Here is a 19907-nt window from a genome sequence, read left to right on the forward strand (position 1 = left end):
GTATTGAAGAGGCCTAACGCCCTAGTTAACCGGCGCCGGAGCACGAAGTGCGGAGGGCACCGCGGCAGGCCATGAGAATGCCGAAGGCATGGCCTGCCGTGGCGTCCGCGTTGAACGACCAGTTAGGCTGGTGACAGGTGCAGCGTTGCTCCTGTAGATTGAAAATTTGCATGCTGTGGTTAGAAAACCGTTTTGATTACCTTGGTCACGCCAGTTAGCAAGTCCGCAATTTGTTCTTGCGTTGGGTCTGGCTTGCGAGCATGGTCGCAGAGGTTGCGCAAATCAGCAAGGTGTTGAATGAACCTCCATTGAGGCACGTCGATAACACCATTTGTCTTTAAGAGCTCATTGAAGTCGGAAATGGTTGGGTTCTTCTTTGCGACTGTGATCTGATGATCCGAGCAAACCTGCGCGAGGTGCCCTTCGAGGACAACCCCAGCCAAGGCGCCCGCTGCTCTAAAGAACTTGAACTTGGCTAGATGTTCTGCTGCCTGAAGTTCAGAGTCGAATAGATCTGCTTGCAGCACTTGCCGAATTTCCATTAGCGATGATTCAAAGCGAGCTTCTGCGGCCTTAAGAATTGCAACCTGCTGGTCGAATTGGGGGATGGCAGCTTTGCTGTCCACGACAACCTCGTCGCCGAAGCGAGTAACTCGAAGGCTTTGAAGATAATCTTCGATACGGTAGCTTTCGTAAGAAATGCTTTTGCGCGCCTTGGGCTTTTCGTAGTGGCGAATAAAGTCTGCCAGACGATCTGGTATCAGCTGTCGGATGACAGCTTGGGCTTCGGTGTACCAACGTTGGTATTCTTTGCTGAAGCTCGGCAAGTCCTTTAAATATGCCTCCGCTTTCGACTTCAGTTGCTCCTTGACAGCTTTCTTGAAAGCTTCCCCATGACATTCAAGCTGCATTGCCATTTGCAATTTTTCACCACGCTTGATGAGTGCGGCCAAGTCTGATTTGAACCTGTCAATGTTTGAAGCCATGTGTTCGTTCCTGCAGATTTTGTAAGCTACTTTGGCGAAAAGTTGAGCGGCCTAACGCTCAAGGTAAGCGGCGCCGGAGCACCGAAGGTGCGTAGGGCACCAACACTGGCCATGACAATGGCGAAGCCATGGCCAGTGTTGGCGTCCGCTTGACCGCCCAGTTAGGCGCTGGATTTTGGACTGTGGTGTTGCACTTCATACTTGAATCCGCGCTGTGGATCGTAGTTGCAGTGCATCCACTCCACTTGAGTCTTGATGTTTATTGCTTTCTCCTGTGCATTATTGGGCGAGCACCCCATAAGACCTCGGCTGGCTCTGGAGTGGCAGCAATGGATGGGCGCTCTGAAATGACTTCCATGGTCAGACCTCGCTTGAAGCCATCAAGGTGCGTGACTCTTTTAAATAGATCTTGGCTCTTGTCGCCTTTTGTGCATCGCGGCAGCCATTTGCCAAGATATGTGCCGAGAGTAATGAGGCGATGCTTTTCCGCAAGTGGCGTTCGAGTTCTGATGGATTGAAAGCTCGCCGCGTCAACAACGTAGATCTGCTTGCGAGTGTAGAAGATTGCGACTGATTCACCTGTATGAGTGAGCATGTTGGTAGCTTGCTCTTGAAGACGCGCGGCCTCCGCCGTGGACATGCGTAATTCGCGAACAGGCTCGTGGCCCCGCAGAAGCTTGGCTTGAAAGAGTGCTGTTTTACTTACGCTAGCGTCGGGCGTTTGGACGGTCACAAGAAAACCACCATCGGCACCCGCTGATGGCTCCTCTGTGTTCTTGTTTAGTTGCCGGTAGTTAAACCTGACCTGAAATCCATCACCTCTTACTGATTGACGGCGTAGAGCATGGCCAAGGACTGGCGTAATACCTTCCTCACTTCCGTGATTCGGTAGTTCATTGAGAACCTCCTCAACCGCCGCGTCAATCCGGTTGGCCAGCGCCTGCTGCACGTAGGCATCTATCAAGAACGTCACTTCGATTCCATTTCATGTTTGAAGCGCGAGCTGCTTCGCAACTAGTGGCCTAACTGTGTTTTAGCGGACACGACCGTCCGGTTACATTGTCCATTTATCAGTCTTGTAACACGAGACACCCGACTGCGGCACCCCTCCTAAGTAGGCGTCCCAGCTAGACTTTCCACGCGAATCCGGCGCCCATTGCATCCGTATAGGCCCCAACCAAGCCGGACATTGTTACTGTCCGTTCCCCGCGCCGAAGCCACTCCATCCCCGCACTGATTCAGCGATCGAAACTGCTCCACCTGGAACGCGACGCACCCAAGCGTCACGAACGTCGCCGAGAATCCGGCCATGCTCGCCCGCCACCCCGCCCTCGCCCTGCTGCTCGCCGCCGCTCTGCCTGCGCAGGCCGCCCGCCCCTTCATCACCGACGACGCCCGCCTGACCACCGCCGGCAGTTGCCAGCTCGAATCCTGGACGCGGGCGGAAAGCGGCAGCACCGAGTTCTGGGCGCTGCCTGCGTGCAACCCCTGGGGCAATCTGGAGTTCACTGCCGGCATGGGCACGGCGCGCATCGAGGGCCGCCCCGACTCGCACGATCACCTCTATCAGCTCAAGACGCTGTTCAAGCCACTGGAGACCAACGGCTGGGGCTGGGGCCTGGGGGTCGGCACCGTTCGCCATCCCGGCGTGAACCCGGGCCCCAACCTGCTGGGCAACGTCTACGCCTATGTGCCGATGTCGTTCTCGTTGCGCGACGACCAGGTGGTGGTGCATGCAAACGTCGGCTGGCTGCGAGACCGCGCAAGCCGGGAGCACAACCTGACCTGGGGCCTGGGCGGAGAGATCCGGCTGACCGACCGGGTCCTCGGCATTGTGGAAACCTTCGGTGACCACCGCCACCGCCCGCTGTTCCAGATCGGCGCGCGGTTTGCCCTCGTGCCGGATCGCGTCCAGATCGATGCCACCGTGGGCGAGCGCGTGAACGGCCCGCACAGCAGCCGGTGGATTTCGTTCGGCGTGCGCCTGACCCCTGACCGGCTTTTCTGACGGCTCAGGCGTGTCCTTGCACGCCCTCGGGTTCGGGCCGCAGCCCGCCGCCCTGCAAGGCCCACAGCACCCCCGCCACCAGCAGGCCCGCGCCCACCAGGGTGCCCGGGTCCGGCGCCGTGCCCCGCAACATCAGCGCGTAAGCCAGCGCGGCCAGCGTCTCGAACACGATGAGCTGGCCCACCAGGGCTGTGGGCAGCCGCTGGCTGGCTTCGTTCCAGCACAGGGTGCCGACCCACGAAGCCAGCAGGCCGATGGCGAACATGATGCCGACGAAGGCCTGCGCGCGCGGCCCGAAGGGCATGGCGAAGGCCGAGCCGCTGGCTGCGTTCCAGAGCCAGAACCCGGCATAGCCGACCAGCGCCAGGGGCAAGGTGGCCAGGCCCTGTGCCGTGGCCCAGGTGCGCGGGTTGCGGTCGGGGTGGGCGCGCAGCCAGTCGGCGTTGCGCAGCGGATACCAGGTCCAGCACGCCACGCCGAACACCGCGAGCACCGCGCCCAGTGCGTAGTTCGCCAGGTCAAGCTGGCCGCGCTCAGTCAGCAGGGCCAGTTCGGCGCGGTTGACCAGCCCGATGCCGGCGAGGATCAGCAGCAACGAGGGCCCCAGCCGTTGCCAGGGCAACCGCCCGTCTCGGCGGGCGTTGCGCCGGTTCGAGCACAGCGCGATGACGACCGGCAGCGTGCCGATGATGACGGTGGGCAGGGGCCCGCCGGCCAGCTGGATGGCCGAAGCCAGGCAGCAGTAATAGACCACGTTGCCGACCAGGGCCAGCTTGAGCGCATCCTTCCAGTCGGCGGCGGTGAGCTGGCGGAGGTTGGTGCGGTCAAGCCAGCCCAGAGGCAGTGCGATCAACCCGAAGGCCAGGTAGCGCGCAAAGGACAGCAGGGCCGCTGGGTATTCCGGCAGCAACACCGGGGCGACGAAGACGAGCCCCCACACCAGTCCGGCAACGAGGGCAAACAGGGTTCCGATCCACATCGGCCGGATTATCCCAACTGCGGCGGCTGAAAGCGCTGGCGGGCCTCGGCCACTTGCGCGCGCACGGCGCAGTCGGCGGCGTGGTCATTGACGAGCCCCATGGCCTGCATGAAGGCGTACATGGTGGTCGGGCCCACATACTTCCAGCCGCGGCGCTTGAGTTCCTTCGACAGCGCGATCGAGGCTTCGCTCGTGGCCACGGGGGCGGACAGGACCTCGTCCGTGCGCGGCGCTTCGAACCGCCAGAAGAAGGCCGCCAATGAGCCGCACTCGGACACCAACTCCAGCGCGCGGGCGGCGTTGTGAATGGCCGCTTCGATCTTGCCGCGGTGGCGCACGATGCCCTCGTCCTGCAGCATGCGGTCGACGTCGGCTTCGGTAAAGCCGGCCACGCGGTGGAAATCAAAGCCGGCAAAGGCGCGCCGGAAGGCATCCCGCTTGTTGAGGATGGTCAGCCAGCTCAGGCCCGACTGGAAGCCTTCCAGGCAGATCTTTTCGAACAGGCGACGGTCGTCGGCCACCGGAAAGCCCCATTCCTCATCGTGGTACGCGCGGTAGGCGGGCGTGCTCAGGCACCAGCGGCAACGGACGAGGCCATCTGGGCCGGCGGCGGTGGGACTCATGCATGGGCTCCTGGTGCGCGAAAAGAGCGGGCCAGCATAGCAGGCACCCAAGACACCCGCAGCGGGCACCCCGTTTGCCGGAAGAAGGGCAAGCGCACGAGCGCTGCGCCCCCACACCCCCGGCGGACTGCGCTCAGAAGTCCCGCCTGACCCGAAGGAAAACGTCATGCCCACATCCAAGTCCACCAGCTCCAAGTCGAGCAGTTCGAAGTCGGCCTCTGCCTCGCAGGGCAAGACGGCGGCGAGCCAGCCGGAAGCCGTCAAGCTGCTGGTGAAGGACCACAGGGAAGTCAGCAAGCTGTTCAAGGCCTATGCCAAGCTCGTGAAGGACGAGGCGGAAGGCAGCGAGAAGCAGGCCCTGGTGAGCGAGATCTGCACCATGCTGAAGGCGCACACCGCCATCGAGGAAGAACTGTTCTATCCCGCCGCACGCGAACTGATCGAACAGGACATGGTTGATGAAGCGGTGGTCGAACACGCCAGCGCCAAGGACCTCATCAGCCAGATCGAGGCCATGCAGCCCGATGAAGAGCTGTACGACGCCAAGGTGACCGTGCTGGGCGAGTACATCGAACACCACGTGAAGGAGGAAGAGGAAGAGATGTTCCCCAAGGTTCTGAAGGCCCGCAGCGATGTGGACTTCGACGAACTGGGCGAACAGATGACCGCCCGCAAGGAAGAACTGCTGGGCGAGATGGGCGCCGATGGCGCGATGCACTGAATGCCGCCACCTGGCCGGCAAACCAGGAGAACACCATGGATACCGCTGAAGTGACCCCCTCCCCCGCGCTGGCCCGACCGGTCGATCTGGCCGAGACGGTGCTGCGCACCGCCGAGCAGTTCTGCCAGATGAACGTGGCTGCCACGAGCGTGATGCTGCAGGCACAGGCGCAGGCGGCTGGCGCCGTCGGCCTGCCGGACTGGTCGGCCATGATTGCGGTGGGCAGTGAGCAGACCCGCCACATGCTGACCATCGGAACGGACCAGCTCGTGCAGGCCGCGCAGCATGCCGACGCCATGGCGTGCGAAATGCAGCGCAACACCTCGCAGATGCTGCAGGACCAGACGGCTCGGGCCACCGAGATGGTGAGCACGAGCCTGGACCAGATGGGGCAGCGCGCGCGAGACCAGCTTGACCGCGTGGGCGCCTGGCAGGACCGCACCGTCAACGCGGCGGCCGGCTGGACGCAGGCCACTGCCGATGTGATGGAGCGCATGCCGAGACCCGACCTGCGGATGGCACCGCTGTCTCAAGCGGTTCAGAGCGCGCTGCCAGCCGGGCCGTTCTGATCAGTCGCTGGCCCTCTCTTCCATGAAGGGGGCCAGCGCTTCTCTCACCGTCCGCGCATGGATGTCGCCATCGTCGGTGACCAGGATGTGCAACTGCACCGAGCGTGCTTCCGAGCGGTGAGTCTGCCCGGCGCCGAGCGGCGCATGCTCCTCGCTGGTCGCTGTTCGCGCCGTGTCGATCACCAGTTCCCAGGATTGCGCCTCCGACACGTGCGGCATCACGAAGTCGATTTCTTCGTGGCTGGCGTTGAAGACGACGAACACGGTCGCGTCGTCTGACGGCCGGTCAATGCCGGACGAGGGCGCGCGCCCATCAAGCAGCATGCCGATCCATCGACGTCCCGGGTCGTGCCACTGCTCTTCGGTCAGGTCGTTTCCCTGTTCGTCCAGCCATGCACAGTCGCGCAACTCGAACGCCTCACGCCATTCGCCGGTGAGAAAACGGTTGCGTCGCAGAACCGGCAAGGCTTGCCGTAATGCCAGCAGCCGCTGCACGAAGCGCGTCAAGCGCATCCCGTCTTCGCCGATGTCCCAGTCGAACCACGAGGTTTCGTTGTCCTGACAGTACGCGTTGTTGTTGCCACCCTGGGTGCGGCCGCATTCATCGCCGGCCAGCAGCATGGGCGTGCCCTGCGCCAGCAACAGCGTGGCCAGCAGGTTGCGCTTCTGTTGTTCGCGCAATGCCACGATGTCGGCGTCGTCGGTGGGGCCTTCCGCGCCGCAGTTCCACGAGCGGTTGTCGGCATGGCCGTCGCGGTTCTCTTCGCCGTTGGCTTCGTTGTGCTTGTCGTTGTAGCTCACCAGGTCGTGCAGGGTGAAGCCGTCGTGGGCGGTGATGAAGTTGACGCTGGCCCATGGGCGCCGGCCGCGGCGATTGAACTTGTCGCCCGATGCGGTCAGTCGCCTTGCCAGGTCGGGCACCTGCCCTTCATCGCCCTTCCAGTACGCGCGCACCGTGTCCCGGAAGGTGTCGTTCCATTCGGCCCATCCGGGTGGAAAGCCGCCCACCTGGTAGCCGCCCGGCCCGCAGTCCCACGGCTCGGCAATCAGCTTGACGGACGACAGCACCGGGTCCTGGCGGCAGCTGTCGAGAAACCCCCCGCCTTCGTCGTAACCGTGCGGCTCGCGGGCCAGGATGGTGGCGAGGTCGAAACGGAAGCCGTCCACGCGCATCTCGGTGGCCCAGTAGCGCAGGCTGTCGGTGACGGTCTGCAGCACCCGCGGGTGGCTGAGATTCAGCGTGTTGCCGGTGCCCGTGTCGTTGATGTAGTAGCGCGGCTGGTCCGGCATCAGCCGGTAGTAGCTGGCGTTGTCCACGCCCTTGAAGGACAGCGTGGGACCGAGCTCGTTGCCCTCCGGCGTGTGGTTGTAGACCACATCCAGGATGACCTCGAGGCCGGCCGCATGAAACCGCTCGACCATGTACTTGAATTCGTCGATGCTCGGTGCACTGAGGTAACGCGGATGCAGGGCGAAGAACCCCAGCGTGTCGTAGCCCCAGTGGTTGCGCAGGCCCTTGTCGAGCAGGTAGGGCTGGTCCACGAACATCTGGACGGGCAGCAGTTCGACCGAGGTCACGCCGAGCTTGCGGATGCGCTCGATCACGGCGTCCTCTGCCAGGCCGGCGAACGTGCCCCGCAGGTGGTGTGGCACGTCGGGGTGCCGCTGCGTGTAGCCGCGCACGTGCGTCTCGTAGATCACGGTCCGGTCCCATGGCACGCGCAGCCGTTCGTTCTGCTGCCACTGGAAGCGGGAATCGACCACCACGCACTTGGGCATGAGGTGGGCGCTGTCGCGCTCGTCGAAGCTCAGGTCGGCGTCCGGGTGGCCGATCTCGTAGCCGAACAAGGCCGGACCCCATTGCAGGGAGCCCATGAACGCCTTCGCGTAGGGGTCGAGGACCAGCTTGTTCGGGTTGAAGCGATGGCCGGCATCAGGCTCGTACGGGCCGTGGACACGGTAGCCATAGCGGGTGCCGGGCCCGATGCCGGGCAGGTAGCCGTGCCACACTTCATCGGTGTACTCGGGCAGCGTGACGCGCGCCCACTCGGTCTCGCCCGACTCGTCGAACAGGCACAACTCCACTTTGGTGGCATGCGCAGAGAACAGCGCGAAGTTGACGCCCTGACCATCGTACGTGGCGCCCCGTGGAAAAGGGGAGCCTTCAGCCAGCGCCCCCAGGTCATATCCCGAACCCATCGATCATGACTCCCGTGGCACCCGCACCCGACGGGTGACTTGCAGCGGTGGCCACAGGGGCGATCCGGGCAAACCTCGTGCCCGAGCGGTCAGGCCGATGTACCTTGCAGAGCGCGTTGCACGAGCGTCTGCAGGCGGGGCACTTGCTCCGCTTCAAACCAGGGGTGCTGTTTCAGCCAGCGGTTGTTGCGCGGACTGGGGTGAGGCAATACGACCGTCACCGGGTGCCCGGCAAGCTGCTGGCGCGCGAGTTCGGCCAGCGATGCACTGTTGCCGGGAAGGTGGTGGGCCAGCGCATACCGGCCGATGACCAGCTTCAACTGGAGGTCGCGCAGTTCGTGCAGCAGTCTGGCGTGCCACTGTGCAGCGCATTCCGGGCGCGGTGGCAGATCCCCTGAAGGGCCCGTGCCCGGATAGCAGAAGCCCATGGGCAGGATGGCCACGCGGTGTGGGTCGTGGAAGGCGGTCGCATCCAGGCCGAGCCAACGGCGCAGCCTCTCACCGCTTGCATCGCTGAATGGGATGCCCGTAGCATGGACCTTGCGGCCCGGCGCCTGGGCTGCGATCAGGATGCGCGCCCGCGGGTGCAGTTGCAGCACCGGGCGCGGCCCGAGGGGCAGCACGCTCTCGCAGACGCGGCACGCGCGCACCTCGTCCAGCAATGGAAAAAGCGCCGACATCAGGGCAGTGTGCCCGATGCGCGGCGCTTCAGGTGGGGCGGCCTCGGCTGCCCCGACCGGCGTACCGGTTATCAGTAGCTCGGACGACGCGGGCGGAAGCCGCCAGCGCCTTCTTCGCGGGGGCGAGCCAGGTTGACCACAAGGGCGCGGCCGTCAATCGACTGACCGTTCATGCCCTTGATGGCGCTTTGTGCTTCGGCACCGCTGGACATTTCGACGAAGCCGAAGCCCTTCGAACGGCCGCTGTCGCGGTCCATCATGACCTTGGCGGACACGACATCGCCGAAGCGGCCGAACTGCTCTTGCAGATCGCCGTCTTGGGTGGAGTAAGGCAGATTGCCAACGTAGAGCTTGTTGTCCATGAGGGACCTTTCAGAAAATGGCCGCGTCCAGGCAGACGCCTTGCGGCACGGGTTGAATCGGGGGTTGCGCGACGGAACGTCGGGCGGTCAGAAACGACGACGGGGGGGCGGCTTCGGCGCGCCACCCACACGGGGCTCGAGGTGACGGAAGGTGATGCGGCCCTTGGTCAGGTCATAGGGCGACAACTCCAGCGACACCTTGTCACCGGCCAGGATGCGGATGCGGTGCTTGCGCATCTTGCCGCCGGTGTAGGCGGTGAGCGTGTGCCCGTTTTCCAGGGTGACGCGGAAGCGCGAGTCCGGCAGGACTTCATCGACCTGTCCGCGCATTTCAATCAGTTCTTCTTTGGCCATGTGCGATGCCTCGTTGATGTTTGCGCCGGGATTTGCCGCTCAGGCAGGCAATCCGGAAAGACGGAGGTAGCCCAGCCCCTGCTCCAATGCGTACTGCATGGCGGCCTGGGGGGTGGGAAACACGGGAATGAAGCGGAACACACGATCGTGTGTGCCGGAGCCCCGGCCGCTTCGAATGGAGAGCGAGGCGGCGTATTGGCCGCTTGGCGTCTGCTTGCTGAGCGGTGACAAGAGGAACTTGCCGACAGCGCGTGTATGGGAAGGGATGCTTTTCAAGAGATCTCGGGCGGGCACACTCGGGGTGCGGCCGCAGGGCGGGCGCAAACCAGGCTGCACGATGCAGTCGGACGCCACGCGGAATGGGAGGAGTGGCTTTGCACACCCGGATGCGGGTTGGGTGACGCAAAGAGGCTCTGAGAGCCAGGCGACGCTTGCCTGGAAGGGGCTGATCACGCCGATAAGGTGATCGCCGATGGGGCAGCTGCAGCGCCGTGGTGGCGGGCAGTGCGACAACGATGCTGCGGAGGTAAGCGGTGCTGCAGCAAGTGGTCACACTCTAACAGCGAAACGCCGTTTGTGCCAACTTTGTTTTTCATACCACGGCAGTGCGGTGGAAATGCTGCGTCACCGATGGCCGGTCCGCCGGGCCAGCTCGGCGTCCATGTCCGCCATGGACAGGGGCTTGGCCAGGCACTCGTCGGCGCCGGCCTCCATGCATTGCCGACGGACTTCGGCTGACCAGCCGGCCGTCAGGATCACGATGGGAAACGGCGGGATGTCGCCTCGCCGCTGCATGGCACGAAGCTGCATCGTGGCTTCTGCCCCGCCCAGAACGGGCATGTGCAGATCCATGAGCACCATGTCCGGCGCGTGCTGCATGCAGGCGTCAATGGCGGCCTGGCCGTCCGTTGCGGTCTGAACGACGTAGCCCAGCGCTTCCGCGAAGCCCTGCCCCACGATCAGGTTCATCGGGCCATCGTCGACGATGAGGATGGTGGCGGGAGGCGGTCCGTGTAAGGGTTCTGGCGTGATGGTGTCGGCGACGCCGTCCGGGAAGGACAGGCTGCGGGTCATCTCGTCGAGGTCATGTGGGCTCAGCGGGTAGACGTGCACCTCATAGCCCTTGACGTGCGCGGGGTGACGGAGGCTGGCAGACCCGGCCTGAACGGCGTAGATCAGGCGCGCGCCGTCGCGTCCTCGAAGGATGGGACTCGGGTGGTGGTCCAGCCTAGTCTGGCCAGGCGCTTTTCCCAGCTGCGGGCAAGTGCATCGTCGACGTTGACCAGCCAGGCGTGCGCACCCTGCGCGTGCGGTTCAGGCATCTCCGTGACAAGGGGCGCCTCGACGCCGGGCACACTCAGGGTGACCAGGGCGCCATGTCCTGGCATGGCGGTCATCTCGACCTGGCCTTGCGTATGGGGACAGACGCCGGAGGCGGCCATTGTGCAGGGGTCGACCGAGCCAACCTGACAGCGCCCCAGGCCGAGGTGATCGTGGGCCGCCGTGACCGAGGCCATCGTGACGTCCGACCCCACCAGGGCGGCGCGAAGCTGCAGCGAGGGGGGCGACTGCGAGAGGTCGGCCTTCGCTGAGACGACGAACAAGCCGCCGGACGACAGACCGATCACAGCGAGGAACAAGCGATGCAAGGCCCCTTGCAAGCCGGCCTGATCACCGGCGATGCGCACGCCTGCACTCTGGCAGTCAAAAGTGAAGGAGAGGCCCTGGCTTCGAGCGAGAGGAACAACTTGTCGCGCGGCGACCGTGAAGACCTCTGCGAAATCGAAGCTCATGGCGATTCCCCTGAGGAGCAGTTAGTGGGCACGGTAGCACGCGACGATGCCGGCTGGTACCCCATGACCAGCATGTCGGTCAGGTGGGAGGCCCATCTGCACACGGGTGGGGTGAGCGCACTAGACTGGCCTGATGACCAAAGAACACCGCGATGGCACTTCAGCAGCGGGGCAATTGCCGCACGAGTTGAGTGATCGCCTGAAGCGGCCTTTCACGCTGTTCTTCCAGGTGCACGCTGCGGGCGGCGGCGTGCTGCTGCTTTGCTCTCTGGTGGCGCTGGGCCTGGCCAATTCGCCCTGGGCCCATGCCTATGCGGCCTTCTGGGAGACCCCGGTCGGCGTGCACGCCGGAGCGCTGGTGTTTGCGCGGTCGCTGCATGCATGGATCAACGATGCGGCGATGACGCTGTTCTTCTTTCTGGTGGCGCTGGCGCTGAAGAAGGAGTTGGTGCTGGGCGACCTGCGCAACCCCCGCATGGCAGCCTTGCCGATTGCCGCCGCCATCGGCGGCATGCTGGTGCCGGCGGGCTTGTTCCTGGCCGTGATGTCCGGCCGGCCGGGCAGCCAGGGGTGGGGCACCGTGATGACGACCGACACGGCCTTCGTGATCGGCTGTCTGGCGCTGCTGGGCACCCGCGTGCCAAGAAGCCTGAGCATGTTCATGCTGTCGCTGGCCATCGTGGACGACATCGGGGCGATGCTCGTGGTGGCCTTGGGGTACAGCGACGCGATCGACTGGCGTGCACTGGCCTGGGCTGTAGCCGGCCTGGTGCTCTTGCGGGCAGCGGCCTGGGCCGGCATACGGGGCTTTCCGGTGTACTTCCTGCTGGGCAGCTTCATCTGGGTGGCGGTCGATGCATCGGGCGTGCATGCCACGGCCACCGGCGTCGTGCTCGGCCTGATGACGCCGGCACGTCGATGGGTCACGGATGACCGCCTTTACGCGATCCTTGATCGGGTCGTGGCGCACCCCACTGCGTTGGAGCATGGCGGCGACACCCGCGACCGGGAGACGCTGCAGATTGCGGAGATTGCCGCGCGCGAAACGCTTTCGCCAGTGGAACGGCTGGAGATGGCATTGCACCCGTGGGTCAGCTTTGTGATCCTGCCCTTGTTTGCGCTGTCGAACGCCGGCATGACCCTGGGCGAAGGCCAGTCGGCTGGCACGCTGACGCTTGCCGTGGTGCTGGGGGCGGTGGTTGGCAAGCCGGTGGGCGTCCTGGCGTTTGCCTGGCTGGCCATGCGCTCCGGTGTGGCGCTGCGCGCGCCCGGCCTGGCCCGGCGCCACATGCTGGGTGGCTCGCTGCTCGCCGGCATCGGTTTCACGATGGCGCTGTTCATCGCCAACCTGGCCTTCGACCACACCCAGCTTTACGAGGCGAAACTGGGCATTCTGCTCGCGTCGCTGGGTGCGGCCGTGACTGGTCTGGCCGTGTTGTGGTGGCCCTCGAGGCACAGCGTGCCCTGAGGGCACCCCGTCACTGGCCTGCCACGAAGGCGTCGATGGCCTGCTTGCCCAGCCACGGGTGGTCGGTGAAGAAGCCGTCCATGCCGAGGTTCAGGAAGGCCTTGACCTGCCCGGTCATGTCGCCCAGTTCAGCCGGGTTGCTGCTGCTGTCGAACTCGTTCGGCAGGAAGGTGTTCTCGGCGCGGAAGGTCCAGCCGTGCACCTTCAGGCCCGCTGCATGGGCGTCGGCCACCACCGTGGTCGGGGTGCCCAGCACGCCGCCCTTCAGCGGGATCATCAGGTTGGTGTTGGCCCCGATGCCGACCGCATAGGTGGCGATCTCTTTGAGGTTCGCGGGCTGGGTGAGGTCGACGTAGGTGCGGGGGTCTCCCTTGACGACGAAGTCGTACGGCTTGCCCGAGGCGCTCAGCAACTGGACCAGCGGCAGGCGCGTCATGCGCGAGAGGTCCTTCAGGTTGCTGACCTCGAAGGACTGGATGAACACTGCGGCGTCACGGCCGCGGTAGCCATTGCGGTGCAGGGTGCGAACCAGCGGCTCTTCCAGCGACAGGCCGATGCCGTCGAAATAGGTCGGGTGCTTGGTCTCGGGGTAGACGCCGATGGGCTTGACGCGCAGCGCGGCCTTCACGCCACCGGTGGCCAGGGCCTGCTGGCGACGACGCAGGTTGGCCTGCTCGACCAGGTCCAGCACCTCCTGGAAGGTCGGGACTTCGAACATGTTGTCGAAGCGCGTGTTGGCCGTGCGCAGCTGGGGCAGGCGCTCGCGGGCGCGCAGGGTCTTGAGTTCGGCCAGGGTGAAGTCTTCGGTGAACCAGCCGGTGATGCGGGTGCCGTCGATGGTCTTGGTCGTCTTGCGGTCGGCGAACTCGGGGCGTTCGGCGACGTCGGTGGTGGCTTCGCGGATGCTGCCGTCGGCGTTGAGGATGGCGATGGCATTTTCGTGGCGGGCCACGAGGACGCCGTCCTTGGTGCTCACCAGGTCGGGCTCGACGTAGTCGGCGCCCTGCTCGATGGCCAGCCAGTAGGCGGCGAGGGTGTGCTCGGGCACATAGCCGCTGGCGCCACGGTGGGCGATCAGCAACGGCCGGGTGTCCGCCGTGTCGTGGTCACGGGCGGGGCCATGGGCCGAGGCGGTGAGGGACACCAGGGCGAGCGCGACCGCGCTGAGGGTCAGTTTCAACATCGAAAGGACTCCGATCAAGTGAGGCTGAAGAAGATCGAGGCGCAGTCTCGCGGGCTTGTGTGTCGGGACCGTGATGGGGCATGAGGTCATCGGATCAAGGGGGATCACTGTCACAAACCTGTCAGCGATAGGTCAATAGGATCACGCCCGCTGCGTCACATCGACGGAAGCGGAAAAGGTATGGAGTCCATGAAGCGCTGTGGTGCGTCCCTTGACGGGGTGCCGTTCAAGAGGTGGGAGAAGGTCGGTGGCTTCACGCTGCTGGAGCTGCTGGTGGTGCTGGTCATCATCGGGCTGCTGGCAGGCTATGTGGGGCCGCGCTTCTTCTCGCAGATCGGCAAGTCGGAGGTGAAGGCCGCGGCCGCCCAGATCGATGCGCTGGGCAAGGCCCTGGATCAGTATCGGTTGGACACGGGGCGCTATCCCAGCACCGAGCATGGCCTCGGGGCGCTGTGGGTCAAGCCGGCTGACGAGACCCGGTGGTGGGGGCCGTATCTGCGCAAGGCGCCGCCGCGCGACCCGTGGGGCCGCGAGTATGTCTACAAGGCACCGGGTGAGCACGGAGACTACGACCTCAGCTCGCTGGGCAAGGACGGACGCGAAGGGGGCGAAGGGGAGGATCAGGACATCACCAACTGGTGAGCGCCTGAGCAGCCATGACCCCAAGCCGACCTGACCACCGCGGTGCGTCGCAGCCCGCTGTGCCGCCCGGCCGCCCTGCCCTGCGCGCGCAGCGCAAAGTGGCGTTTCCAAGACGCCTGTTCTGCCAGGAGTTGGCGGTGCTGCTGGACGCCGGCATCCCGCTCTATGAGGCCTTGCAGACGCTGTGCGAAAAGGAGGCGCATGCGCCCGTGGCACAGGTGCTGCGTGGGCTGACGCTGGCGCTGTCGCAAGGGCAGACGCTGTCGCAGGCGATGCGCGCCCACCCCGAGGCCTTCAGTCCGCTGCTGATCGCGTCGATCGAGGCGAGCCAGCGCACGGGCCAGACACCGGAGGCGTTGCGCCAGCACGCGGCCTATCTGGCCTGGCTGACCGGGCTGCGCGACAAGCTGGTGAGTGCCGCCATCTACCCCGCGATCCTGATCGGCGCCAGCCTGCTGGTGATCGGCTTTCTGACGGTGTTCGTGGTGCCCCGCTTTGCCGAGATCTACGAGGGAATGGGCGGTGAGCTGCCATGGCTTTCTGGCGTGCTGCTGCGTACCGGACGGGCGGTGGGCGCGCATCCGTGGGGCGCTCTACTGGGCCTGGTGGCGGTGGCCGCTGCGGTGGTCGGCATGGTGCGCCATCCCGCGGTGCGTGCTGCGCTGGGCCGCTGGCTGTGGCAGGCGCCGGTGATCGGTGAGCGGTTGCGGCTGATCGAGCTGGCCTCGTTGTACCGCACGTTGGGCCTCCTGCTGCAGGCTGGGGTGGCCGTGGTGCCCGCCATGGAGGCGTCGGCCGAACTGATGGGCCCGGGCTTTCGGCGCGCACTGGGTGAGGCCACACGTCGCGTGCGCGAAGGCATGCGGCTTTCGGATGCCATGCAGCAGCACGGGCTGATCACGCCCGTGTCGCTGCGCATGGTGCGCGTGGGCGAGCAGACCGGTGAGCTGGGCTCGATGCTGGAGCGTGCTGCCACGTTCTATGACGAGGAGCTGGCTCGCTTCACCGAGTGGGTAGGCAAGGTGGTAAGCCCGGTGCTGATGCTGGTGATGGGCACGCTGATCGGCGGCATCGTCGTGCTGATGTACTTGCCGATCTTCCAGGTTGCGGAGCAGATTCAGTGAACGCCATCCTGCAGTCGCAGCCCGACGAAGCGGGCAGCCTGGAAGCGGCCGTCGCGGCCGATGTGGATTCGCCGCTCAACTGGCGGCTTTGCTGGGCGCAGTGGCCGCTGGCCTCGGCCTTGCGCCTCAAGGTGGTGGTGGCAGAGGACGGTGCGGGCGCGTTGTGGGCTCTTTCAGCCAGCGAGCCACAGCCACTGCACCGCGAGCTGCTGACCCGATCTGTCGGCCAGCCCCTGCTGTGGCGCACACTGGATGAAGAGACGCTGGGGGTGCTGCTTGCACGGGGCGAGCAGGCCTTTGAAGCACGCGGCGTGTTCGTACACCAGGCGACCGATGGAGGGCCGCGGGAAGACGGACAGCCTCATGCGCTGTCGGTGGAGGCGATCAGCCGTCAGAGTAGCCCGGTCATCCGGCTGCTGGACGCGACCCTGTTCGACGCGCTGAAGGCCCAGGCCAGCGACCTCCACCTGGAATCGACGGCCACGGGCATGGTGATCCGGCACCGGCTGGACGGTGTGATGATCCGCGTGGGCGAAGTGCCCTCCCGGGAGGTGGCCGAGCAGTTGGTGTCCCGCCTGAAGGTGATGGCCGAGCTGGACATCGGCGAGCGCCGCCTGCCGCAGGACGGGCGCTTCAAGCTGCGCGTGCTGCAGTCGGCCGATGTGGGCGAGCGGGATGTCGATTTCCGCGTGTCCATCATGCCCAGCAGCTTTGGTGAAGACGCCGTGCTGCGGATTCTGGACCGGTCTCGCCTGACTGAGGAGGCTCAGTCGCTGAGCCTGGAAGGCCTCGGCTTTGATGCGCAGGACAGCGCGGTGGTGCGGGCGTTGGCGCGCAAGCCCTACGGCATGCTGCTGGTGACCGGCCCGACGGGCAGTGGCAAGACCACGACGCTGTACGCCGTCGTTCAGGAGATCAACGATGGGACGGACAAGATCATCACCATTGAAGACCCGGTGGAGTACCAGCTGGGCGGGGTGGTGCAGATTCCGGTGAACGAGAAGAAGGGCCTCACCTTTGCGCGCGGCTTGCGCAGCGTCCTGCGCCACGACCCGGACCGGGTGATGGTGGGCGAGATCCGGGACGCCGAGACGGCTCAGATTGCCTCACAGGCTGCCCTCACGGGGCATTTGGTTCTGTCCACCATCCACGCGAACAATGTGTTCGATGTGGTGGGCCGCTTCATGCACATGGGGGTGGACCTCTACAACATGGTGTCGGCGCTGAATGGCGTGGTGGCACAGCGGCTGATGCGGCGCCTGTGCACACAGTGCGCAGTGCCCTGCCCGCCCGACGCGGTGGCGCTGCGTGCGGCGCACCTGCCACCCGACACCGCCGGCCACTTCCATCGCGCGGTGGGGTGTCCGGCTTGCCGGGGCACCGGCTACCGCGGCCGCAAGGCCATCACCGAGATCCTGTTGATGGACGACACCCTGCGCGACCTCATCGTGGCGCGGGCCCCGCTCACGCAGATCAAGGGCCATGCGCGGTCTCGCGGGACCCGGTTGCTGCGGGAGTCGGGCCTGGCGTGCGTGCTGCGAGGCGAGTCGACGCTGGACGAGCTGCAGCGCGTGACACTGGCGGAGTAGGCATGTCGTCTTCATTTGGACAAGAGGCCGGGCGATCGGGCGGGCTCGCTCAGTGGGTGAGCCAGTCGTGGCGCAAAGCGCGCGGGCAGGTCCGCACGGCTTGGCGACCCGAGGCCGTCTGGCTGGGGCCCGGTGCGCAGGCCATGAGACGGCCTGCCGAGCCGGCAGGCACGGGCGACGGGGCGATGGCCATGCCGGACCTGACCGACATGCTGAGCGCATGGCACGCGTGGTGTGCAGCCAACCCGGGTGCGCGTTGCGAGCTGGCCTTGTCTGGCCATTTCTTTCTGACGCTGGTGGGGCCTGATGCCGGGCGCGAGGCTCAGGACCGCATCGACGCGGCCCGCGAGGTGTGGGCTCAGGCCACTGGCTTGTCTCCGGTGCAACTGGTGGACGAGCTGTTGTGGCGAGCCTTGCCGGGTGATGGCCCCTCGCTGGTGTGCGGGCTGCCGCGCCGTGTGCTGGACGAGCTGCTCGACATGGCTTCCCGGCATGGCGTGCGCATCGAGCGCCTGGTGCCCTGGTGGGTGGCGCCGGCGCAGTCGTGGTCGGACACGGTGATCGCCGCGCCCGGGGGGGCGGTGACCTGGGTGGCGAGCGAGCCGGGCCTGAGGACGGTGTGGCAATGGCAGGCGGGCACGGACACGACGCCGCCGGCCTGGTCGGTCTGGTCCGAGCGGCAGGACGTGTGCGCGGACGGGCTGGGGCATGAACCCGGCATCGACCTGTTGCAACGGATGGGTGTGGACGCCGACACCTGCCTGATCAGCGGACGGCTGCTGCCGTTTGCCGCGGGAGATGCGCCGTGACGCGGTGGTCCTTCCTGCATGTGAGGCCCGCCTGGGCCGATGCCATCGACTTTGTGGGCCCTCGGCGCCGTGCGAGTGTCTGGGGTTGGGCCCTGCTGGGCGTCGGGCTGTTGATGGCCTTGCAAGTGAGCGACGAGGTGGCCTCGCTGCAGCAGGCACATGCCGACACGCAGGCGGAAGGCCAGCGTCTGGGGCGCGCTGTGCGCAAGGCCGAGCTCTCTGCACGCCTTGAGATGCAAGCGCCCACGGGCTCATCGACTGGCCAGGCGCGGTCCGCTGCGCCGCAGATGTCGCGCAGCGAATGGCGGCACGCCGCCGAGATGGCCGAGGTGCTGGCGCACGACTGGTTGGCCACGCTGGATGGTGCCGACGAGCGGGCAACCCGCGCGCGGGTCGTCCTCACCGGGTTGAGGCTGCAGGTCGGGCGTGCCGAAGGGGCGGGCGAGGCGGGCGCAGCGCAGCTGCAGGCGGCTGTCCCGGACGACCGCACGGCGCTGCGGTGGGTGGACAGTCTGGGGCCACAGGCCCAGCTGCGGGGGCGCCAGCGACTGCCCCAACCGGTGTCCGACGGGCAAGGCGAGCATGTGTGGCGGGTGGACGCCACATGGCCGGAGGCGGGGCGATGAAGGTGTTGCGAGATGCATGGGCCTTGCTGGGGCTGCCCGGCGCCGCGGGCATCGTTTTCATCGGGGGGGCGTTGTGGGCCCAGTCCACGCTGATGCCGGCACAGCAGGCCGAAGTGGATCAGGCCGCATCCGACAACCGGGCGTTGCGTCATCGTCTGCAGACGGTGTCTGCCTCACGTACGACAGCGGGTGCCGAGACGAGCGGCCCGAAGGCGCCCGCTGCGCCCGAGGCCGCGTGGGCGCTGCTCTGGCAATCCCTGCCGGTGCAGGCCGATCGGGTGGCGTTGCAGGACGGTGTGCTGCAGTGCGCCGCCCGCGAAGGCTTGCAGATCGACAGCCTGCAATACCGTGGCGAGCGCGTCCCCATCACCGGGGCAGAGGGCTTGTGGCGCCAGCGGATGGCGATGCCGATACAGGGGCCGTACAGCGCGGTGCGCCGATGGGTTGCGTGCCTGCAGCCGATGCCGTCCGTGGGGATCGATGCCTTGACGCTGGAGCGGCGTGATCCCGCCAGCGACATGGTGCAGGCTCAGGTCAGCGTGTCGCTGTGGTGGCGCCTGGCGGGGAGACCGTGATGCGGCAGCCGTTGATGTGGGTGCTGGCGGTGGTGCTGGGGCTGACCCTCTGGCTGTCGATGCAGGACGATGACGCGGCGTTGCCGGCGGCGCGCCAGCGCGATCCCGCCGCGGCCCGTGGTGACGGCCGGCCACCCGCCCCGGGCGCCGAGCCGGCCGTGGACCGACCCGGCAATGAACGTCCTGCCCCCGATCGGGCGCGTGCAGCGGCTGGCACAGCTTCGGCACCGTCTGCGGACGATGCCCGCCTGCTGGCTGCGGTGGTGCGCTGGCAGCATCGGGTGGCTGCGTCGGGTCCGGCGCCGGGCCAGACGCCGGGCAGCGCCTGGCGGGCGGTGGTTCCGCCGCCTCCGCCGCCCCCACCCGAGACCGCGCCCCCGCCCCCGCAGGCGCCCCCCTTCCCTCACCGCTGGATCGGCCGCTTCGAAGACACGGTGAACGCGGCTTCGGCGCCGCGTGCGCGTCAACGCGCCATCGTGGCCGGCCCTGTGTCGACCTGGGTGGTGTCCGAGGGCGAGTTGATCGAAGGTCAGTGGCGGGTGGACCGCATCGAAGACCGAACCCTGCGTCTGACCTACCTGCCGCTGATGCAGGCCCAGACGACCACGATGAGATGA

General features: G+C 66.1%; 22 protein-coding genes. 11 read left to right on the forward strand and 11 right to left on the reverse strand.

Annotated features, from left to right (window positions below; all coding sequences use genetic code 11):
- Positions 1-179: 179 nt before the first annotated feature.
- On the reverse strand, positions 180-986 hold the full coding sequence (locus Q0Z44_RS07915; protein ID WP_298011626.1) for a hypothetical protein: 807 nt from the start codon (positions 984-986) through the stop codon (positions 180-182).
- Between the two features lie 259 nt (positions 987-1245).
- Positions 1246-1959 carry a hypothetical protein gene (locus tag Q0Z44_RS07920; RefSeq protein WP_298011627.1) on the reverse strand — a complete coding sequence of 238 codons (714 nt, stop codon included), beginning with the start codon at positions 1957-1959 and terminating at the stop codon, positions 1246-1248.
- 336 nt (positions 1960-2295) lie between these two features.
- On the opposite strand from Q0Z44_RS07920, the gene Q0Z44_RS07925 reads away from it, so the two are divergent.
- Complete coding sequence (locus tag Q0Z44_RS07925) at positions 2296-2994, forward strand: hypothetical protein (RefSeq protein WP_298011628.1); 699 nt, start codon at positions 2296-2298, stop codon at positions 2992-2994.
- 4 nt (positions 2995-2998) lie between these two features.
- Here the strand turns inward: Q0Z44_RS07925 and Q0Z44_RS07930 are convergent, their stop codons facing one another.
- Both Q0Z44_RS07930 and Q0Z44_RS07935 read right to left on the reverse strand, forming a co-directional pair.
- Positions 2999-3973 (reverse strand): DMT family transporter, encoded by a 975-nt coding sequence (locus tag Q0Z44_RS07930; protein ID WP_298011629.1) that lies wholly within the window; start codon positions 3971-3973, stop codon positions 2999-3001.
- A gap of 8 nt (positions 3974-3981) precedes the next feature.
- Positions 3982-4596, reverse strand: coding sequence for a DNA-3-methyladenine glycosylase I (locus tag Q0Z44_RS07935; RefSeq protein ID WP_298011630.1), 615 nt, complete (start codon positions 4594-4596; stop codon positions 3982-3984).
- 166 nt (positions 4597-4762) lie between these two features.
- On the opposite strand from Q0Z44_RS07935, the gene Q0Z44_RS07940 reads away from it, so the two are divergent.
- Entirely contained in the window at positions 4763-5317 is a 555-nt protein-coding gene (locus Q0Z44_RS07940; RefSeq protein WP_298011631.1) for a hemerythrin domain-containing protein, read from the forward strand.
- A gap of 35 nt (positions 5318-5352) precedes the next feature.
- Entirely contained in the window at positions 5353-5886 is a 534-nt protein-coding gene (locus Q0Z44_RS07945) for a hypothetical protein (protein WP_298011632.1), read from the forward strand.
- On the opposite strand, the gene glgX is transcribed toward Q0Z44_RS07945, so the two are convergent.
- The 6 genes from glgX to Q0Z44_RS07980 form a co-directional block, all read right to left on the reverse strand.
- Positions 5887-8085 (reverse strand): glycogen debranching protein GlgX, encoded by a 2199-nt coding sequence (glgX, locus tag Q0Z44_RS07950; protein ID WP_298011634.1) that lies wholly within the window; start codon positions 8083-8085, stop codon positions 5887-5889.
- An 89-nt stretch (positions 8086-8174) separates the two neighbouring features.
- Entirely contained in the window at positions 8175-8765 is a 591-nt protein-coding gene (locus Q0Z44_RS07955; RefSeq protein WP_298011635.1) for a uracil-DNA glycosylase family protein, read from the reverse strand.
- A gap of 71 nt (positions 8766-8836) precedes the next feature.
- Positions 8837-9127 carry an RNA-binding protein gene (locus Q0Z44_RS07960; RefSeq protein ID WP_298011636.1) on the reverse strand — a complete coding sequence of 97 codons (291 nt, stop codon included), beginning with the start codon at positions 9125-9127 and terminating at the stop codon, positions 8837-8839.
- An 87-nt stretch (positions 9128-9214) separates the two neighbouring features.
- Entirely contained in the window at positions 9215-9481 is a 267-nt protein-coding gene (infA, locus tag Q0Z44_RS07965) for a translation initiation factor IF-1 (protein WP_298011637.1), read from the reverse strand.
- Between the two features lie 624 nt (positions 9482-10105).
- Positions 10106-10594, reverse strand: coding sequence for a response regulator (locus Q0Z44_RS07975; protein WP_298011638.1), 489 nt, complete (start codon positions 10592-10594; stop codon positions 10106-10108).
- Positions 10595-10656: 62 nt separating this feature from the next.
- Positions 10657-11274: a hypothetical protein gene (locus Q0Z44_RS07980; RefSeq protein WP_298011639.1), complete on the reverse strand. Its 618-nt coding sequence runs from the start codon at positions 11272-11274 to the stop codon at positions 10657-10659.
- A 133-nt stretch (positions 11275-11407) separates the two neighbouring features.
- Between Q0Z44_RS07980 and nhaA the strand changes: the two genes are divergently transcribed.
- Positions 11408-12742 carry a Na+/H+ antiporter NhaA gene (nhaA, locus tag Q0Z44_RS07985; RefSeq protein WP_298011640.1) on the forward strand — a complete coding sequence of 445 codons (1335 nt, stop codon included), beginning with the start codon at positions 11408-11410 and terminating at the stop codon, positions 12740-12742.
- A gap of 10 nt (positions 12743-12752) precedes the next feature.
- On the opposite strand, the gene Q0Z44_RS07990 is transcribed toward nhaA, so the two are convergent.
- The gene (locus Q0Z44_RS07990) at positions 12753-13925 is read right to left on the reverse strand and encodes a glycerophosphodiester phosphodiesterase (protein WP_298011641.1); all 1173 of its coding nucleotides are present in this window, start codon (positions 13923-13925) and stop codon (positions 12753-12755) included.
- 189 nt (positions 13926-14114) lie between these two features.
- Between Q0Z44_RS07990 and gspG the strand changes: the two genes are divergently transcribed.
- The 7 genes from gspG (at position 14115) to Q0Z44_RS08025 (ending at position 19907) form a co-directional block, all read left to right on the forward strand.
- Complete coding sequence (gene gspG / locus Q0Z44_RS07995) at positions 14115-14567, forward strand: type II secretion system major pseudopilin GspG (RefSeq protein WP_179950643.1); 453 nt, start codon at positions 14115-14117, stop codon at positions 14565-14567.
- Positions 14568-14581: 14 nt separating this feature from the next.
- Positions 14582-15691, forward strand: coding sequence for a type II secretion system F family protein (locus Q0Z44_RS08000; RefSeq protein ID WP_298011642.1), 1110 nt, complete (start codon positions 14582-14584; stop codon positions 15689-15691).
- The gene (locus Q0Z44_RS08005) at positions 15688-17280 is read left to right on the forward strand and encodes a GspE/PulE family protein (RefSeq protein WP_298011643.1); all 1593 of its coding nucleotides are present in this window, start codon (positions 15688-15690) and stop codon (positions 17278-17280) included. Before Q0Z44_RS08000 ends, Q0Z44_RS08005 begins: the two co-directional genes overlap by 4 nt.
- Before the next feature lie 143 nt (positions 17281-17423).
- A complete protein-coding gene (locus Q0Z44_RS08010) occupies positions 17424-18089 on the forward strand; it encodes a hypothetical protein (protein WP_298011644.1) in 666 nt (221 codons plus the stop codon).
- Positions 18086-18715 (forward strand): hypothetical protein, encoded by a 630-nt coding sequence (locus Q0Z44_RS08015; RefSeq protein ID WP_298011645.1) that lies wholly within the window; start codon positions 18086-18088, stop codon positions 18713-18715. Before Q0Z44_RS08010 ends, Q0Z44_RS08015 begins: the two co-directional genes overlap by 4 nt.
- Positions 18712-19290 (forward strand): hypothetical protein, encoded by a 579-nt coding sequence (locus Q0Z44_RS08020; protein WP_159099057.1) that lies wholly within the window; start codon positions 18712-18714, stop codon positions 19288-19290. Before Q0Z44_RS08015 ends, Q0Z44_RS08020 begins: the two co-directional genes overlap by 4 nt.
- Positions 19290-19907: a hypothetical protein gene (locus Q0Z44_RS08025; RefSeq protein WP_298011646.1), complete on the forward strand. Its 618-nt coding sequence runs from the start codon at positions 19290-19292 to the stop codon at positions 19905-19907. The genes Q0Z44_RS08020 and Q0Z44_RS08025 overlap by 1 nt, the downstream gene beginning before the upstream one ends.

This window comes from uncultured Aquabacterium sp. (assembly GCF_947366995.1).
Lineage (GTDB): Bacteria > Pseudomonadota > Gammaproteobacteria > Burkholderiales > Burkholderiaceae_C > Aquabacterium.

Excerpts from the sequence above, each read along its gene's own strand:
- nhaA (WP_298011640.1), top strand. The coding sequence starts at position 11,408 with ATGACCAAAGAACACCGCGATGGCACTTCAGCAGCGGGGCAATTGCCG.
- Q0Z44_RS07915 (WP_298011626.1), bottom strand. The coding sequence starts at position 986 with ATGGCTTCAAACATTGACAGGTTCAAATCAGACTTGGCCGCACTCATC.
- Q0Z44_RS08000 (WP_298011642.1), top strand. The coding sequence starts at position 14,582 with ATGACCCCAAGCCGACCTGACCACCGCGGTGCGTCGCAGCCCGCTGTG.
- Q0Z44_RS08025 (WP_298011646.1), top strand. The coding sequence starts at position 19,290 with ATGCGGCAGCCGTTGATGTGGGTGCTGGCGGTGGTGCTGGGGCTGACC.
- Q0Z44_RS07980 (WP_298011639.1), bottom strand. The coding sequence starts at position 11,274 with ATGAGCTTCGATTTCGCAGAGGTCTTCACGGTCGCCGCGCGACAAGTT.
- Q0Z44_RS07955 (WP_298011635.1), bottom strand. The coding sequence starts at position 8,765 with ATGTCGGCGCTTTTTCCATTGCTGGACGAGGTGCGCGCGTGCCGCGTC.
- Q0Z44_RS08010 (WP_298011644.1), top strand. The coding sequence starts at position 17,424 with ATGAGACGGCCTGCCGAGCCGGCAGGCACGGGCGACGGGGCGATGGCC.
- Q0Z44_RS07990 (WP_298011641.1), bottom strand. The coding sequence starts at position 13,925 with ATGTTGAAACTGACCCTCAGCGCGGTCGCGCTCGCCCTGGTGTCCCTC.
- gspG (WP_179950643.1), top strand. The coding sequence starts at position 14,115 with ATGAAGCGCTGTGGTGCGTCCCTTGACGGGGTGCCGTTCAAGAGGTGG.
- Q0Z44_RS07945 (WP_298011632.1), top strand. The coding sequence starts at position 5,353 with ATGGATACCGCTGAAGTGACCCCCTCCCCCGCGCTGGCCCGACCGGTC.
- infA (WP_298011637.1), bottom strand. The coding sequence starts at position 9,481 with ATGGCCAAAGAAGAACTGATTGAAATGCGCGGACAGGTCGATGAAGTC.
- Q0Z44_RS07940 (WP_298011631.1), top strand. The coding sequence starts at position 4,763 with ATGCCCACATCCAAGTCCACCAGCTCCAAGTCGAGCAGTTCGAAGTCG.
- Q0Z44_RS07960 (WP_298011636.1), bottom strand. The coding sequence starts at position 9,127 with ATGGACAACAAGCTCTACGTTGGCAATCTGCCTTACTCCACCCAAGAC.
- glgX (WP_298011634.1), bottom strand. The coding sequence starts at position 8,085 with ATGGGTTCGGGATATGACCTGGGGGCGCTGGCTGAAGGCTCCCCTTTT.
- Q0Z44_RS07930 (WP_298011629.1), bottom strand. The coding sequence starts at position 3,973 with ATGTGGATCGGAACCCTGTTTGCCCTCGTTGCCGGACTGGTGTGGGGG.
- Q0Z44_RS07935 (WP_298011630.1), bottom strand. The coding sequence starts at position 4,596 with ATGAGTCCCACCGCCGCCGGCCCAGATGGCCTCGTCCGTTGCCGCTGG.
- Q0Z44_RS08020 (WP_159099057.1), top strand. The coding sequence starts at position 18,712 with ATGAAGGTGTTGCGAGATGCATGGGCCTTGCTGGGGCTGCCCGGCGCC.
- Q0Z44_RS07925 (WP_298011628.1), top strand. The coding sequence starts at position 2,296 with ATGCTCGCCCGCCACCCCGCCCTCGCCCTGCTGCTCGCCGCCGCTCTG.